Source organism: Streptomyces sp. NPDC101393 (assembly GCF_044767385.1).
In the GTDB taxonomy this organism is placed as follows: Bacteria; Actinomycetota; Actinomycetes; order Streptomycetales; family Streptomycetaceae; genus Streptomyces.
In genome coordinates, this window is record NZ_JBIWNU010000006.1 from 13459 (window position 1) to 28637 (window position 15179).

At 73.5% G+C, this 15179-nt stretch carries 14 protein-coding genes; 10 read left to right on the forward strand and 4 right to left on the reverse strand.

Going from position 1 to position 15179, the window contains the following annotated elements:
- The first annotated feature begins 140 nt into the window (after positions 1-140).
- The 7 genes from ACIRQ7_RS19940 (at position 141) to ACIRQ7_RS19970 (ending at position 5356) form a co-directional block, all read left to right on the forward strand.
- Positions 141-947: a helix-turn-helix domain-containing protein gene (locus ACIRQ7_RS19940; RefSeq protein WP_401480182.1), complete on the forward strand. Its 807-nt coding sequence runs from the start codon at positions 141-143 to the stop codon at positions 945-947.
- Positions 948-1050: 103 nt separating this feature from the next.
- The gene (rimO, locus tag ACIRQ7_RS19945) at positions 1051-2532 is read left to right on the forward strand and encodes a 30S ribosomal protein S12 methylthiotransferase RimO (RefSeq protein WP_404263957.1); all 1482 of its coding nucleotides are present in this window, start codon (positions 1051-1053) and stop codon (positions 2530-2532) included.
- Positions 2529-3170, forward strand: coding sequence for a CDP-diacylglycerol--glycerol-3-phosphate 3-phosphatidyltransferase (gene pgsA / locus ACIRQ7_RS19950; protein ID WP_401480098.1), 642 nt, complete (start codon positions 2529-2531; stop codon positions 3168-3170). Before rimO ends, pgsA begins: the two co-directional genes overlap by 4 nt.
- The gene (locus ACIRQ7_RS19955) at positions 3167-3703 is read left to right on the forward strand and encodes a CinA family protein (protein WP_401480101.1); all 537 of its coding nucleotides are present in this window, start codon (positions 3167-3169) and stop codon (positions 3701-3703) included. Before pgsA ends, ACIRQ7_RS19955 begins: the two co-directional genes overlap by 4 nt.
- A gap of 94 nt (positions 3704-3797) precedes the next feature.
- A complete protein-coding gene (locus tag ACIRQ7_RS19960) occupies positions 3798-4181 on the forward strand; it encodes a helix-turn-helix domain-containing protein (RefSeq protein WP_401480104.1) in 384 nt (127 codons plus the stop codon).
- Between the two features lie 189 nt (positions 4182-4370).
- Positions 4371-4841 (forward strand): Dps family protein, encoded by a 471-nt coding sequence (locus ACIRQ7_RS19965; protein ID WP_404263959.1) that lies wholly within the window; start codon positions 4371-4373, stop codon positions 4839-4841.
- A 164-nt stretch (positions 4842-5005) separates the two neighbouring features.
- On the forward strand, positions 5006-5356 hold the full coding sequence (locus tag ACIRQ7_RS19970) for a hypothetical protein (RefSeq protein WP_404263961.1): 351 nt from the start codon (positions 5006-5008) through the stop codon (positions 5354-5356).
- On the opposite strand, the gene ACIRQ7_RS19975 is transcribed toward ACIRQ7_RS19970, so the two are convergent.
- The 3 genes from ACIRQ7_RS19975 to ACIRQ7_RS19985 form a co-directional block, all read right to left on the reverse strand.
- Positions 5304-6080, reverse strand: a complete 777-nt coding sequence (locus tag ACIRQ7_RS19975) for an SDR family NAD(P)-dependent oxidoreductase (protein ID WP_404263963.1) — start codon at positions 6078-6080, stop codon at positions 5304-5306. The genes ACIRQ7_RS19970 and ACIRQ7_RS19975 overlap by 53 nt on opposite strands.
- Before the next feature lie 32 nt (positions 6081-6112).
- On the reverse strand, positions 6113-6967 hold the full coding sequence (locus ACIRQ7_RS19980; protein WP_404263965.1) for an Fpg/Nei family DNA glycosylase: 855 nt from the start codon (positions 6965-6967) through the stop codon (positions 6113-6115).
- A gap of 145 nt (positions 6968-7112) precedes the next feature.
- Entirely contained in the window at positions 7113-11873 is a 4761-nt protein-coding gene (locus tag ACIRQ7_RS19985; protein WP_404263967.1) for a DEAD/DEAH box helicase, read from the reverse strand.
- A gap of 136 nt (positions 11874-12009) precedes the next feature.
- Between ACIRQ7_RS19985 and ACIRQ7_RS19990 the strand changes: the two genes are divergently transcribed.
- The 3 genes from ACIRQ7_RS19990 (at position 12010) to ACIRQ7_RS20000 (ending at position 14157) form a co-directional block, all read left to right on the forward strand.
- Positions 12010-12918 carry an AraC family transcriptional regulator gene (locus tag ACIRQ7_RS19990; RefSeq protein WP_404263969.1) on the forward strand — a complete coding sequence of 303 codons (909 nt, stop codon included), beginning with the start codon at positions 12010-12012 and terminating at the stop codon, positions 12916-12918.
- Between the two features lie 187 nt (positions 12919-13105).
- Complete coding sequence (locus ACIRQ7_RS19995; RefSeq protein WP_404264572.1) at positions 13106-13852, forward strand: AzlC family ABC transporter permease; 747 nt, start codon at positions 13106-13108, stop codon at positions 13850-13852.
- Positions 13849-14157 (forward strand): AzlD domain-containing protein, encoded by a 309-nt coding sequence (locus tag ACIRQ7_RS20000; protein ID WP_404263971.1) that lies wholly within the window; start codon positions 13849-13851, stop codon positions 14155-14157. The genes ACIRQ7_RS19995 and ACIRQ7_RS20000 overlap by 4 nt, the downstream gene beginning before the upstream one ends.
- A gap of 64 nt (positions 14158-14221) precedes the next feature.
- Here ACIRQ7_RS20000 and ACIRQ7_RS20005 read toward each other — a convergent pair whose 3' ends face one another.
- Positions 14222-15145: a hypothetical protein gene (locus ACIRQ7_RS20005; protein ID WP_404263973.1), complete on the reverse strand. Its 924-nt coding sequence runs from the start codon at positions 15143-15145 to the stop codon at positions 14222-14224.
- Positions 15146-15179: the final 34 nt, after the last annotated feature.

Below are 15179 nucleotides of genomic sequence, written 5' to 3' on the forward strand. Positions count from 1 at the left end.
TGCTGCGCCGACGGTCCCGGCGGCTTGGTCCGCGGGCGTTCCGATGGCGTACAAAGCCCGCTCTTCCGCTTGCCCGACCCTTTCGCCCCACCCCTAGACTGAACCTCCAGCAGGTGGCTACACGCTCGAAAGGCGCCCCCGTGTCCATCGGCAACTCCCCCGAAGACGACCGGCCTTCCGTCGGTCGTGCCCTCCAGCAGGCCCGTATCGACGCAGGACTGACCGTCGAAGAGGTCAGTTCCTCGACACGGGTGCGCATCCCCATCGTGCACGCGATCGAGCAGGAAGATTTCTCGCGCTGTGGCGGCGACGTCTACGCCCGGGGACACATCCGCACGCTCGCCCGCGCCGTGAACCTCGACCCCGAACCCCTGATCGCACGGTACGACGCCGAACACGGCGGCCGGCCGGCCCCGACCCCCGCGGCGCCGCTCTTCGAAGCGGAGCGGATCCGTTCCGAGCCGCGCCGCCCCAACTGGACCGCGGCGATGGTCGCGGCGATCGTCGCCGTCGTCGGCTTCGCGGGCTTCACGCTCTTCAGCGACGGCAGCAAGGGCGGCGCTCCGGTCACGGCCGGTGACACCGCCAACGTCCACAAGCCCGGCAAGGCGCCCACCAAGACGCCGACGACCACCCGGCCCCCGGCCCCCGATCCCTCCGACAGCGCCATCGCCGGGCTGCCCAAGGACAAGGTCACGATCAAGGTGACCGCCCGGGACGGCCAGAGCTGGGTCTCCGCCAAGGACTCCAACGGCAAGCTCCTCCAGGACGGCCTGCTCAAGCAGGGCGAGTCCAAGACCTTCACCGACAAGGAACGCATCGACCTGGTCCTCGGCAACGCCGGCGCCGTACAGCTGTACGTCAACGGCAAGGAGGTCAAGCAGGTCGGCGACGAGGGTTCCGTGGAGCGGCTCAGCTACACACCCGGAGATCCCCAGGCGGGCTGAGACCGGGCGCCAGGCGCGTCCGCCGCCCGGCCCGGGGCGCCCGGGACCGGCGGCGGAGACCTGCGCGCCAAGGGTCCGGCCGGGACGAAGTAGGCTGAGCCCCATGCCCGAACGCCGTACCGTCGCCCTTGTCACTCTTGGCTGCGCCCGTAACGAGGTGGACTCGGAGGAGCTCGCAGGCCGCTTGGCAGCGGACGGCTGGGAGCTCGTCGAGGAAGCCGCCGATGCCGATGTGGCCGTCGTCAACACCTGTGGATTCGTCGAAGCCGCCAAGAAGGACTCCGTCGATGCCCTGCTCGAAGCCAATGATCTGAAGGATCACGGCAAGACCCAGGCCGTCGTGGCCGTCGGCTGCATGGCCGAGCGCTACGGCAAGGAGCTCGCCACCGCGCTCCCCGAGGCCGACGGCGTGCTCGGCTTCGACGACTACAGCGATATCTCCGACCGCCTGCAGACCATCCTCAATGGCGGCATCCACGCCTCCCACACCCCGCGCGACCGCCGCAAGCTGCTGCCGATCAGCCCGGCCGAGCGCCAGGGCGCCGACGTGGCGCTGCCGGGCCACGCCCAGGACACCCCGCCGGCCGACCTCCCCGAGGGCGTTGCGCCCGCCTCCGGGCCGCGGGCGCCGCTGCGCCGCAGACTCGGCAGCAATCCGGTGGCCTCGGTCAAGCTCGCCTCCGGCTGCGACCGGCGCTGCTCGTTCTGCGCCATCCCGTCCTTCCGCGGCTCCTTCATCTCCCGCCGGCCGTCCGACGTGCTCGGTGAGACCCGCTGGCTGGCCGAGCAGGGCGTCAAGGAGATCATGCTGGTCTCCGAGAACAACACGTCCTACGGCAAGGACCTCGGCGACATCCGGCTGCTGGAGACCATGCTGCCGGAGCTGGCGGACGTCGACGGCATCGAGCGGATCCGGGTCAGCTATCTGCAGCCCGCCGAGATGCGCCCTGGGCTGATCGACGTCCTGACCGGCACCGACAAGGTGGCGCCGTACTTCGACCTGTCCTTCCAGCATTCGGCGCCCGGCGTGCTGCGCGCGATGCGCCGCTTCGGCGACACCGACAGCTTCCTGGACCTGCTGGCGCAGATCCGTACGAAGGCGCCCCAGGCCGGTGCCCGCTCGAACTTCATCGTCGGCTTCCCGGGCGAGAGCGAGCGGGACCTTGAGGAGCTGGAGCGCTTCCTCACCGAGGCCCGGCTCGATGCCATCGGCGTCTTCGGCTACTCCGACGAGGACGGCACCGAAGCGGCCTCCTACGAGCACAAGGTCGACCCGGACGAGGTCGCCGAACGGCTCGCGCGGGTGTCCCGGCTGGCCGAGGAGCTGACCGCGCAGCGCGCCGAGGAGCGGGTCGGCGAGAGCCTGCGGGTGCTGGTCGACCGGACCGACGACGAGGACGGTGTGGTCGGGCGGGCCGCGCACCAGGCGCCGGAGACCGACGGCGTCACGCTGCTGTCGACCGACCAGGACTTGGCCCCCGGTCGTATGGTCGAAGCAAAGGTCGTGGCGAGCGAGGGCGTGGATCTCGTGGCCGAGGTGCTGTCGGTGGACGGCGCGGCGTGTACCGAGGAGGCGGGCAGATGACCGGAGCCTCGGCTTCCGCGGCGGGCGGGCCGCGCACGGCTCCGGCCGCGCGGCAGGCCGGGCTGTGGAACATCGCCAACGTCCTGACGATGCTGCGGCTGGTCCTGGTCCCGGCCTTCGTGCTGCTGCTGATGCACGACAACGGCTCCGACCCGGCCTGGCGCGCTTTCGCCTGGGCGGCCTTCGCCGTCGCCATGATCACCGACGTCTTCGACGGACATCTGGCGCGCGCGTACAACCTGGTCACGGACTTCGGCAAGATCGCCGACCCGATCGCGGACAAGGCGATCATGGGTGCGGCGCTGATCTGCCTGTCGGTGCTGGGCGACCTGCCCTGGTGGGTGACCGGTCTGATCCTCTTCCGGGAACTGGGCATCACGCTGATGCGGTTCTGGGTGATCAAACACGGTGTGATTCCGGCCAGTCGTGGCGGCAAGATCAAGACATTGGCGCAGGGCACCGCCGTGGGGATGTATGTCCTGGTGCTGACCGGGCCGCTGGCGACGTTCCGCTGGTGGGTCATGGCGGTGGCCGTGCTGCTGACCGTCGCCACCGGATTCGACTACGTCCGGCAGGCCGTGGTGCTGCGCCGGGCGGGCCTCGCCAAGGAGCGGACCGAGCGGGAAGCCGTCCGGTGAACGCGCCGGGTTCTGCGGCGGCCGCGGCGCTGGAGCTGCTCGCGGTGCGCGGGCAGAGCCTGGCGGTCGCCGAATCCCTCACCGGCGGCCTGGTCGCCGGCGAGCTGACCGCCGTCCCGGGGGCCTCGCGGGTCCTTCGCGGGTCGGTGACGGCGTACGCAACCGACCTCAAGCGGGACATTCTGGGTGTGGATGGCGCGCTCCTGGCCGAGCGCGGGGCCGTGGACGGTGAGGTCGCGCGGCAGATGGCGTCCGGTGTGCGGCGGGAGCTGGGCGCCGACTGGGGTATCGCCACCACCGGGGTGGCCGGGCCCGACCCTCAGGACGGGCAGCCGGTGGGCACCGTCTTCGTCGCGGTCGAGGGGCCGGACGGCGCCGGAGAGGCGCTGCGGCTGGTGCTGGAAGGTGATCGTGACCGGATCCGCCGTAACAGTGTCCAGGCCGTGCTCGTCCTGTTGTTGAGCGAACTAGCAGAAAATGCGCGTGCACAGGATACGGAACAACACGGGGGGAATGGATGTTTGCAGCCCTGAGTGAACACGAACTTGCGCCCGGCACGGCTACCGCCCGAGGCGGTACGGTGGGGCGAGAAGGATCCGGATCCGAGGTCCGAGGAGGGAGCCAGCGATGATTCTGCTTCGTCGCCTGCTGGGTGACGTGCTGCGCCGACAGCGTCAGCGCCAGGGCCGAACCCTGCGCGAGGTCTCTTCCTCCGCCCGGGTATCGCTCGGCTATTTGTCCGAGGTCGAGAGGGGGCAGAAGGAGGCTTCCTCCGAGCTGCTCTCGTCGATCTGTGACGCGCTGGACGTGCGCATGTCAGAGCTCATGCGAGAGGTCAGCGATGAGCTGGCACTCGCCGAGCTGGCACAGTCCGCGGCCGCGAGCGACCCGGTGCCCGCGCCGGTGCGGCCGAAGCTCAATTCGGTGTCCGTCGCGTCTCTGGCCGGTGTGCCGGAGGATCGCGTGACCATCAAGTCCCCGGCAGACGTCGTGGACGTCGTCGCGGCCTGACACCCCCGCCCATACGTACGCCGAGCCCCGGCCGACCGCAGTCGGCCGGGGCTTCGTGCTGCCCGCCCGCGGTGCGGCAGCGGGGGTGGTGCCCGGCTGGACCGCTTGACCTGACCGTGGAGCTGCATCGTTTGTACGATGGGCGAAACGGAGTATTCCGGAAGTACTGCCTTGAACAGGAGTAACTGGATGTCTGTGGTCAAGAGCACACTTTCCGATGAGGATCGCACCCTCGTGGGGAACGCGTTGCAGGGCGCCCTGGTCGACCTCGTGGACCTCTCGCTGGTGGCGAAGCAGGTGCACTGGAACGTGGTCGGGCCGCGCTTCCGCTCCGTCCACCTCCAGCTCGACGACGTCGTCGTCACCGCACGGCAGCACGCGGACACGGTCGCCGAGCGGGCCTCGGCGATCAGCGTCTCGCCCGACGGCCGGGCCGTCACCGTCGCCAAGACCAGCGGGATCAGCGAGGTCACGGACGGCTGGATCAAGGACGGCGACGCCGTTCGCGCCCTGGTGGAGGCCCTGAGCGCGGTCATCGGCCGGATGCGCGAGCGCATCACCGCGACCGCCGACCCCGACCCGGTCAGCCAGGACATCCTCATCGGCCTGACCGCCGAGCTGGAGAAGCACCACTGGATGTTCCAGGCCGAGTCCCACTGACCGGCAACCGAGGGCGTCGCCGACGGACGGCGGGATGTGACCCGTCCGCCTTTGGTGCGCCGGATCCGGGTGGGCGTGCCAACGCCCCGTACGCGCCGGGAATGCCCCGGTGCGCTCTCCCGCCGGTCGGCGGGCCCGCCTAGCGTCGGCCGGAGGAGGCAGTCATGGGGTGGCGCGGCATCGAGGCCCGTGGGGTGGGCGGGGGCATATCGGTGTCCGGGACGGCCGGGCCGCGCACCCGGGGCATACCGGGCCGCCGCAGCCGCTGGATAGCCATGGCCCTCCTGGGGGCGCTGTGGTGGTGGGCGGCGCTCCGGCTGGCGCTGTGGCCGCAGTCGGCGGGGGTGATCGAGGGGACCGTGGTGGTGGGCGGCTGGGGGCTGAGCCTGCTGCCGGTGCACTGCGTCCCGTGGCGGGCCAGGGGCGAGCGCAGGCGCGCGAGGCCGCCGAGCTGGGCGGCGCTCACCACGGCATGGCGACGCCGCCGTTCGGGCGGAGGATCTGGCCGGTCGTGAAGGACGAGGCGTCCGAGGCCAGATGCAGCACGGCGTGCGCGATGTCCTCGGCCTCGCCGACCCGGCCCAGGGGGGACATCCGGACCATGGGGCGCTCCGCCTGCTGCCTGCCCTCGTCGGTGTGGCGGTCGGTCATCGCCGTCCGCACCCAGCCCGGGGCGACCGCGTTGACCCGGATACCGTGCCTGCCGACCTCGGTGGCCAGCGTCTTGGTGAGCTGGACCACGGCGGCCTTGGCGGCTCCGTAGCAGAGCAGGCCGGGCGCACCGGTGTCGATGGCGCCGGACGACATGGTGACGATGCTGCCCCGTATGCCGGTGGCGATCATGACCCGGGCGGCCTCCTGGCAGCCGTACAGCACGCCCTTGAAGTTGGTGTTCCAGACCCGGTCGAGATCGGCGTCCGCCGTCTCCAGAACGGCCGAGGAGTGCATGATCCCGGCGATGTTGGCCATCACGTCGAGCCGGCCGCTGCGCCGCCGGGCCTCGTCCACCAGGGCGGCGACCTGCTCGCGCCGGGTGACGTCGAGCGCATGCGGGTGGGCGGAGCCGCCGGAGGCGGTGATGGCGGCGGCGGTCGCGCCGGCGCCCCTGTCGTCGAGATCGGCGCAGTGCACGGTGGCACCGGCCTCGGCGAGGAGTACGGCGGTGGCGCGGCCGATACCGCTCGCCGCGCCGGTGACGATCGCGGTGCGGCCGGTGAGGTCGTACGCGGTGAGGGGCATGGGGCGAGGGTAGGGAGGGATCTGACGGACCGTCAATGGGTCTTCGGTGGGCGGTCCTGGGGGCCCTGCGGACCGGAGGGTGGGCGGAGGGGTGCGTCCGGTGGGGCGGGCTGGCAGGTGGGGCACCAGTAGGTGACGCGTTCCTCGGCGGCGGGGCCCTGATCGGCCGTGCGGACGGTCGTGCCGCAGCGTGGGCAGGGGCGCCCGGCACGGCCGTAGACCCAGAGGCGGCGGTCGGGGCGGGCGCTGGGGGTGGTGATGCGCGCGGGGCGGTGCTTGTTGGCGTCGAGGAGTTTGTGGGCGAGGGCCGGGACGCGTTCGGGGGCCGGGAGCCGGGCGATGGGCAGCCACGGTGAGGCGCGCAGCAGGAAGCAGAGTTCGGACTTGTAGACATTGCCGATACCGGCGAGATTGCGCTGGTCGAGCAGGGCCTCCCCGAGGGGGCACCCGGGGTCGGCGAGCAGCCGGCGCAGCGCCTCGGCGGGGTCCCAGTCGGGGCCGAGGAGGTCGGGGCCCAGGTGGCCGACGACGCGCGATTCGTCGGCGGTGCGCAGCAGGTCGAGCACGGGCAGGCGGTAGCCGACGGCGGTGTGGTCGGCGGTGCCGAGGATCGCCCGGATCTGGTGGGCCGGGCCGCCGCGCCAGCGTTCGGCCGGGGCGTAGATCTTCCAGGCGCCGTCCATGCGGAGATGGGAGTGGAGGGTGAGTCCGCCCTCGAAGCGGGTGAGCAGGTGTTTGCCGCGGGGGAGTACGCCGAGCACCGTGCGGCCGGTCAGGTCGGCCGTGGCGAGCCGGGGGACGCGCAGGTCGCAGCGGGTCAGGAGATGGCCGGCCAGCGCGTCGTCGAGGCGCCTGGCCACGCGCCAGACGGTGTCACCTTCGGGCATGTGACCATCATGCCCGGGGGCGGTCCCGAGGCACCGGCCGGCGGTTCGGCGGGGGCTCGCGCCGGGTGCCTCGCCCTGCTGTCGTCCTCGGCGTCCTCGGCGTCCTCGGCGTCCTCCTGGTCATCGGGCCTGGTCATCGGTCTGGTTATCCGCGGAGCCGCATCCCCCGTGGGGTGGGGTGGAAGCCGGCGGACTCCAGGGTGGTGGCGTACGGGGAGGTGAGGGCTGAGGTGCCGTTGATGCGTTCGGTGGTGATGGTGCCGAGGGCGCCGGCGCGTGCGGCGTCGATGAGCGCCGCCACGGCGGGCTGCACCCGGGCGTCGCCGGGGTGTCCGGCCGGGTCGTGGGTGAGCGGCCAGAGCAACAGGGTCTTGCCGCCCCGTTCCATGTAGAGCGCCAGTTCGCCGTCGACGAGGACGACCAGCGAGCCTGCCTTGCGGCCGGGTTTGTGGGTCGAGCCCTCGGGTGGGTCGGGCCAGGGCAGCGCGGCGCCGTAGGCGTTGGCGGGGTCGGCCGCGGCGAGGACCACCGCGCGCTGGGGGCCGCCGCGGCGGGGCGCCACCGCGCCGCCCTCGGGAGCGGCGTCGTCGGCGGTGCGCTCGCGCTGGGTGCTGACCGCGCGCAGCCGGTCGACGGCGCCGTCCATCGCGAACTGCGCCGCGCCCAGCCCCTCGACGACATAGCCGCGGCGGGCCTGCCCGGACTCCTCGAAGGCGGCCAGCACGCGGTAGGCCGCCGAGAAACCGCCCTCGACCCCCTCCGCGGCGACCGCGCCGCGGGTGACGATGCCGTGCCGGTCCAGGAGGGTGCGGGCCAGGGCATGGGCGCGGTGGGTGGCGTCCGCTTCGAGGGCGGGCAGCAGCGACCAGCGGCCGCCCACCGTCGGCGGGCCGGAACGCGACGCGGTGGGGCGGCCCGTGCGGCCGGCGGCCGCGGTCAGCGAGCCGTACCTGCCGCGGGGGACGGAGCGGCGGGCGCGGTGCGCGGTCGAGCCGGCCGTACGGCCCGAACCGAGGAGGGCGCGCAGCGGGGCGAGGGTGTCGTTGGTGAGCCGGCCCGACCAGGCCAGCTCCCAGAGGGCGTCGGCGAGTTGCGGATCGGTGGCGTCGGGGTGGGTCGTGGCACGGACCTGGTCGGCGAGCTGGCGGAAGAACAGGCCGTAGCCGGGGGCGAGCGCGGCCAGCACGGAATCGTGCAGCGCGGAGAGTTCCAGGGGGAGCGGGGGCGGCAGCAGCAGCGGCGCGGTGTCGGCCAGATGGAGGGAGAGCCAGCCGTCCTTGCCGGGGAGGGCACCCGCGCCCGCCCACAACACCTCGCCGGTGGCGGTGAGTTCGTCCAGCAGGGCCGGGGTGTAGTCGGCGACCCGGGACGGCAGGACGAGCTTTTCCAGGGCGGAGGCCGGGACCGGCGCGCCCTGCAGCTGCTCGATGGCGCGGACCAGGCCGTCGATCCCGCGCAGGCCGTGCGAGCCGCCGGAGGGCTGCCCGGCGGGACGCGGGGCACTGATGTGCTGCCACTGGGGGAGGAAAGCGGCCAGGGCGGCGGGCGGCACCGGCTCCAGCTCCTCCCGGAGCGCGGCGAGCGAGCGGCGACGCAGTCTGCGCAACACCTGGGCGTCGCACCACTCCTGGCCGATCCCGGCCGGATGGAACTCGCCCTGGACGACCCGCCCGGCGGCGGCGAGGCGGTGCAGCGCGCCGTCCGTGACGGCCGTGCCGAGACCGAAGCGGGCGGCCGCCTGCTCGGAGGTGAACGGGCCGTGGGTGCGGGCGTAACGGGAGAGCAGATCGCCGAGCGGGTCCTTGACCGGTTCGGTGAACGATTCGGGGACGCCTACGGGCAGCGCCGTGCCGAGCGCGTCCCGGAGCCGGCCGGCGTCCTCGACGGCGGCCCAGTGGTCCCTCCCCGCGATCCGGACCGTGATGGCGCGGCGGGCGGCGGCCAGCTCCCCGGCCCACGACGGCTCCGCGCCGCGCTCGGCCAGCTCGGCGCCGGTCAGCGGCCCCAGCATCCGCAGCAGGTCGGCCACGCTCTCCGGGTCCTTGGCCCGCCGGTCGTCCGTACGCCACTGCAGCTCCCGCTCCAGCTCCGCCAGCACCTCGGCGTCCAGCAGCTCACGCAGCTCGGCCTGGCCCAGCAGTTCGGCGAGCAGCCGGGAATCCAGCGAGAGGGCGGCGGCGCGCCGCTCCGCCAGCGGGGAGTCGCCCTCGTACAGGAACTGGGCGACATAGCCGAACAGGAGCGAGCGGGCGAACGGGGACGGCTCGGGGGTGGTGACCTCCACCAGGCGGACCCGGCGGGCTTCGATGTCGCCCATCAGCTCCGTCAGGCCGGGTACGTCGAAGACGTCCTGGAGGCATTCGCGGACGGCTTCCAGCACGATGGGGAACGAGCCGAACTCGCTCGCCACCTGGAGGAGTTGGGCGGCGCGCTGACGCTGCTGCCACAGCGGGGTGCGCTTTCCGGGGCTGCGCCGCGGCAGCAGCAGCGCGCGGGCGGCGCACTCGCGGAAACGGGAGGCGAACAGCGCGCTGCCGCCCACCTGGTCCGTGACGAGCTGGTCGACCTCGCCGTGGTTGAAGGCGACATCGGCGGCGCCGACGGGGGACTGCTCGGGGTCGTACTCCGCGCCCCGGGCGGCGAGACCGGGGTCGGTGGCCGGGTCGAAGCCGGTGTCGGAGTCGAGGAGGTCGAGGCCCATCAGGTCGGCGTCGGGCAGCCGCAGCACGATGCCGTCGTCGGCATGCATCACCTGGGCGTCCATGCCGTAGCGCTCGGCCAGGCGGGCGCCGAGGGCCAGTGCCCAGGGGGCGTGCACCTGCGCGCCGAAGGGGGAGTGGATCACCACCCGCCAGTCGCCCAGCTCGTCGCGGAACCGTTCGACGACGATGGTGCGGTCGTCCGGGACGTGTCCGCAGGCCTGCTTCTGCTCGGCGAGATAGCTGAGCACGTTGTCGCTCGCCCAGTCGTCGAGACCGGCGGCGGACAGCCGGGCGCGGGCGTCCGCCGGCGCCAGCGCGCCGACCTCACGGAGGAACGCGCCCAGCGCACGGCCCAGTTCGAGGGGCCGGCCGAGCTGGTCGCCCTTCCAGAACGGCAGCCGGCCGGGCACCCCGGGGGCGGGGGTGACCAGCACCCGGTCGCGGGTGATGTCCTCGATGCGCCAGGACGTCGTGCCCAGGGTGAAGACATCGCCGACGCGGGATTCGTAGACCATCTCCTCGTCGAGCTCTCCGACCCGGCGGCCGCCGCCGCCCTTGCCGGTGTCGCCGCCCGCGAGGAACACCCCGAACAGGCCGCGGTCGGGGATCGTGCCCCCGGAGGTCACGGCGAGCCGCTGGGCGCCGGGGCGGCCCGTCACGGTCTGCGCGACGCGGTCCCACACGATGCGCGGCCGCAGCTCCGCGAACGCGTCCGACGGATAGCGCCCGGCGAGCATGTCCAGCACCGCGGTGAACGCCGACTCGGGGAGCGCGGCGAACGGCGCCGCCCGGCGGCACACCGACAGCAGCTCCTCGACGTCCCAGCTGTCCATCGCGGTCATCGCGACGATCTGCTGGGCGAGCACGTCCAGCGGGTTGGCCGGCACCCGCAGCGCCTCGATGGCGCCGGTCCGCATCCGCTCGGTGACCACGGCGGCCTGCACCAGATCGCCGCGGTACTTGGGGAAGACGATGCCCGTCGACACCGCGCCGACTTGATGGCCGGCCCGGCCCACCCGTTGCAGCCCGGACGCCACCGACGGCGGCGACTCGACCTGGACGACCAGATCGACCGCGCCCATGTCGATGCCCAGCTCCAGGCTGGACGTGGCCACCACGGCGGGCAGCCGGCCCGCCTTCAGGTCCTCCTCCACCTGGGCACGCTGCTCCTTGGAGACCGAGCCGTGGTGGGCGCGGGCCAGCACCGCGGGCGCACCCTTCGCCGCGCCCGCCTCAGCCATCAGCTCGGCGGGGGAGTGGTGCTCGGGCAGGGCCTCACCTGTCGCGCGTTCGTAGGCGATCTCGTTGAGCCGGTTGCACAACCGCTCCGCCAGGCGGCGGGAGTTGGCGAAGACGATCGTGGACCGATGGGCCTGGACGAGATCGGCGATCCGCTCCTCGACCTGCGGCCAGATCGACGGCTTCTCGCCGGTGTCGCCCTCCTGGACAGGTGAGCCGCCCAGCTCGCCCATGTCCTCCACCGGGACGACCACCGAGAGATCGAAACGCTTCCCCGACGGCGGCTGCACGATCTCCACCCGGCGCTGCGGCGACAGATAGCGGGCGACCTCCTCCACCGGACGCACCGTCGCCGACAGACCGATCCGGCGGACCGGACGGTCGAGCAGGGCATCCAGCCGCTCCAGGGACAGCGCCAGATGCGCGCCGCGCTTCGTCCCGGCGACGGCGTGCACCTCGTCCACGATGACCGTCTCGACGCCCTCCAGCGCCTCCCGCGCCGAGGACGTCAGCATCAGGAACAGCGACTCGGGGGTCGTGATGAGGATGTCCGGCGGGCGGTTGGCCATCGAACGGCGCTCGGCCGGCGGGGTGTCCCCCGAGCGGATGCCCACGGTGATGTCCGGCTCGGGCAGCCCGAGCCGCACCGACTCCTGGCGGATGCCCGTCAGCGGACTGCGCAGATTGCGCTCCACATCGACCGCGAGGGCCTTCAGCGGCGATACGTACAGCACCCGGCAGCGCTTCTTCGGCTCCGCCGGCGGGGGACTGCTCGCGAGGGCGTCCAGCGACGCGAGAAACGCCGCCAGCGTCTTGCCGGAACCCGTCGGCGCCACGACCAGGACATCAGCCCCCTCACCGATCGCCCGCCAGGCTCCCTCCTGCGCGGCGGTGGGCGCGCTGAACGCCCCGGCGAACCAGCCGCGGGTCGCGGGAGAGAACGAGTCGAGCGCTGCCTTGGCCATGTCCCCCATCGTGCACCGGACCACTGACAACGCCGCGGCGAAGCGGCGGGGACAGGGCCGCGGACCTGCTCCCGGGCAGCCGTCCAGGGTGCGGACGCACCGGCCGACGGCTGTCGCGCGGGCGCAGAATGGAGGCATGGTCACGGGCAGCGGCGGCAGCACGCCCGCAGACGGCCGCGCCGGCACCCCGGCCGCGCCGCGGGCGGGCGGCGAATGGGCACGCCACTGGCGCCACGCCGAGCTGCCGGGGCTCGACCTGCTGCGCGCCCGCTACATCGGGCACTCCTTCCCCCGGCACGCCCACGACGGCTACGTCGTCTGCGCGGTCACCGACGGGATCGAGGAGATCGGACTGCCCGACGGCGTCGTACGGGCCGGCCACGGCGGCATCGTCATGATCAACCCGGAGGTTCCGCACACCGCGCGGGCCGGCGCCCCGGAAGGCTGGGCCTACTCCACGCTCTACCCGTCGGCCCGCCTCGTCGCCGGGATCGCCGAGGAGACCAGCGCCCTGCGCGGCACCGCCGGATTCACCCGGACCGTCGCCGAGGACCCGCATCTGGGCCGCATGATCACCGGCATCCACGGTGCCGCCGAAGCCGGAAACGCCCTCGCCGCGGACAGCCTGCTGCGCCTCGCCGTCGCCGGGCTGCTGAGCCGCTACGGAGGACCGCTCCCGACCCGTACACCCCCTACGGCCGGCGCCCGCGCCGCCGCCCGCGCCAAGGCCCTCCTGGAGGAGCGGATGGCCGACCCGCCCTCCCTGGAGAAGCTGGCCCAGGAGCTCGGCACCGGCCCGTTCGCGCTGCTGCGCGCCTTCAAGGAGGCGTACGGCATGCCGCCGCACACCTGGCTCACCGACGCCCGGGTGCGCCGCGCCCGCAGGCTCCTGGAAGCGGGCGGCGCCCCCGCCGGGACGGCACTGGCCGTCGGCTTCACCGACCAGCCGCACCTGAACCGCCACTTCACCCGCATCGTGGGCGTTCCGCCGGGCGCCTACCGGAGGGAACGCGCGTCGCCCCCGGCGGACGGCGCCGGAAGGTAGCGGCGCAAGAACGTACAAGACCGGCGCGGGGCCGCCTCCTAGTCTGCGGGGCGTGGGAGAACAGACAGAGATACGCACTACGGAACAGGCGGTTCCGCCGGCAGCCGCAGCGGCAGCGGCAGGGGCACCGTCAGCGGCAGGGGCACCGGCAACACCGTCGGAACGGGCGAAGAGCGACTCCGCCGTCATCAGGGACGCACTGGGCGTCGGCATCGCCGTCGGCCTCTCCGGATTCGCCTTCGGCGTGACCTCGGCGGGCGCCGGTCTCAGCCTGCTGCAGACCTGCGCACTGAGCCTCCTCGTCTTCACCGGGGCCTCACAGTTCGCGCTGGTCGGCGCGCTCGCGGCGGGCGGCAACCCGCTCACCGCCGCCGCCGGGGCCTTTTTCCTGGGCGCCCGCAACGCCTTCTACGGGCTGCGGCTGTCCTCGATCCTCGGCTACCGGGCCTCGGCCAAACCGTTCGCCGCCCACTGGGTCATCGACGAGACCGCGGCGGTCTCCCTGGCGCAGCCCGACCGGCACACCGCCCGGCTGGGCTTCACCGTCACCGGGCTGAGCCTGTACGTCCTGTGGAACCTCACCACCCTGGGCGGCGCCTTGGGAGCCGAAGCGCTCGGCGACACCAACGCCTGGGGCCTGGACGCGGCCGGCCCCGCCGTCTTCCTCGCGCTGCTCGCACCGATGCTCAAGGCCACCGTCGAACGGGCGGCGGCCGGGCTCGCGGTGCTGCTGGTCATGATCACGCTGCCCGTGCTGCCCACCGGTGTGCCGGTGCTGCTCGCCGCGCTCGCCGCGCCCGCCGTCCTGTTCGTCCAGGGGCGACGGGAACGGGCCACGGGGACGCAGGAGGCCGACGATCGCGCCCACTCCGGCGACGCCGTCGCCGCCACCGGGGACGGCCACCGTCACGCCACCGGGGAGGACCGGTCATGAGCGTCTGGATCGCGATCGGTGCCACCGCCGTCGGCTGCTACCTGGTCAAGTACCTCGGCCTGTCCGCGCCCGCGGGCCTCCTGGAGCGCCCGCTCGTCAAACGGCTGGCCGCGCTGCTCCCGGTCGCCCTGCTGGCCGCGCTCACCGCCCAGCAGACCTTCAGCGACGGGCAGCACCTGCTGCTCGACGCCAAGGCCGCGGGCGTCGCCGCGGCGGCCGTCGCGCTGGTCCTGCGGGCACCCTTCCTCCTGGTCGTCGGCGCCGCCGTGGTCGTCACCGCGGGGGTACGGGCCCTGGGCGGGTGACCGAGCGGCGGCGCGCCGCGGCCCCGGCCGCCCGACCGGCGCAGACGGCCCTGGGCCACGGGCGTCAGCCGAGCGGCCGCCCGTACGCCCGCAGGGTCAGCAGCGCCTCCAGCGTCACCATCGGACGGCACTCCAGCGCCGTCCCCGGTGCCCATACCCGCCAGTTCAGCGGCCAGCCCCCGTCCTCCTCCTGGAGCGACGCGAGATGACCGAGCGCCCGGTCCATCTCCGCGTCGGTGAACCAGCGGCGGGCCAGCGAACCGGGCACCCGCGCGAAGTCGTACGCGAGATGGTGCTCCCCCGGGCCGTACCCCGGCGCCACCGGGACCTCGTCCGCCCGCTCCGGGTCCAGCAGCACCAGCCGCTGGTCCCGCACCAGCTCACCCAGCCGCTGTGCCGCTGCCGCCGCCCGCGGGCGGTCCTGGGCGCTGTCCAGGAAGGTGACCGCCGCCTCGACCTCGTACGGATGGGTCTGCGTCAGCGATTCCACGGCCGCCCAGCAGTAATCCGTGGCCCGGAACAACCACGCGTGCCACGCCTCATTGCGGTGCAGCAGACCCACCACGGGGCCGGTGGCCAGCAGCGCGCTCGGCGGATCGTCGACCACCGGGATCCACGGGGCGGCCGGATAGCCGCGCAACGACGGATGCAGCGCGGGCAGCGCGCCCTCCGGGGTCGAGATCCGCGTCAGATAGCGGCAGATCCGCTCCACCTGGCGGCCGTCGCAGCGCCCGATGCGGTCCAGGACCTTCAGGGCGTGCGCGGTGTGCAGTGGCTGGCTGACCGGGCCGCGCAGATCCGGCTCCAGCGCGTGGCCGTAGCCCTCGTCGTCGTTGCGGTACGCGGCGAGCGCGGTCTCCACCGGGTCGGCGCCGCCGCCGAGGAAGTGGTACGCGAAAAGCCGCTGTTCGAGCACCCGGGCGGTCAGCCAGATGAAGCGCTCGGCACGCGCCAGCGGGGACGGAGGGGGACTTGCGTTGTCGGCCATGGCCCGACCGTAGAGCGGAAAACGCGGCCCGGCA

Bases quoted from the DNA above. Each gene is read 5' to 3' on its own strand.
- rimO (WP_404263957.1), top strand. From the start codon at position 1,051: ATGCCCGAACGCCGTACCGTCGCCCTTGTCACTCTTGGCTGCGCCCGT.
- pgsA (WP_401480098.1), top strand. From the start codon at position 2,529: ATGACCGGAGCCTCGGCTTCCGCGGCGGGCGGGCCGCGCACGGCTCCG.
- ACIRQ7_RS19960 (WP_401480104.1), top strand. From the start codon at position 3,798: ATGATTCTGCTTCGTCGCCTGCTGGGTGACGTGCTGCGCCGACAGCGT.
- ACIRQ7_RS19965 (WP_404263959.1), top strand. From the start codon at position 4,371: ATGTCTGTGGTCAAGAGCACACTTTCCGATGAGGATCGCACCCTCGTG.
- ACIRQ7_RS19970 (WP_404263961.1), top strand. From the start codon at position 5,006: ATGGGGTGGCGCGGCATCGAGGCCCGTGGGGTGGGCGGGGGCATATCG.
- ACIRQ7_RS19975 (WP_404263963.1), bottom strand. From the start codon at position 6,080: ATGCCCCTCACCGCGTACGACCTCACCGGCCGCACCGCGATCGTCACC.
- ACIRQ7_RS19980 (WP_404263965.1), bottom strand. From the start codon at position 6,967: ATGCCCGAAGGTGACACCGTCTGGCGCGTGGCCAGGCGCCTCGACGAC.
- ACIRQ7_RS19985 (WP_404263967.1), bottom strand. From the start codon at position 11,873: ATGGCCAAGGCAGCGCTCGACTCGTTCTCTCCCGCGACCCGCGGCTGG.
- ACIRQ7_RS19990 (WP_404263969.1), top strand. From the start codon at position 12,010: ATGGTCACGGGCAGCGGCGGCAGCACGCCCGCAGACGGCCGCGCCGGC.
- ACIRQ7_RS20000 (WP_404263971.1), top strand. From the start codon at position 13,849: ATGAGCGTCTGGATCGCGATCGGTGCCACCGCCGTCGGCTGCTACCTG.
- ACIRQ7_RS20005 (WP_404263973.1), bottom strand. From the start codon at position 15,145: ATGGCCGACAACGCAAGTCCCCCTCCGTCCCCGCTGGCGCGTGCCGAG.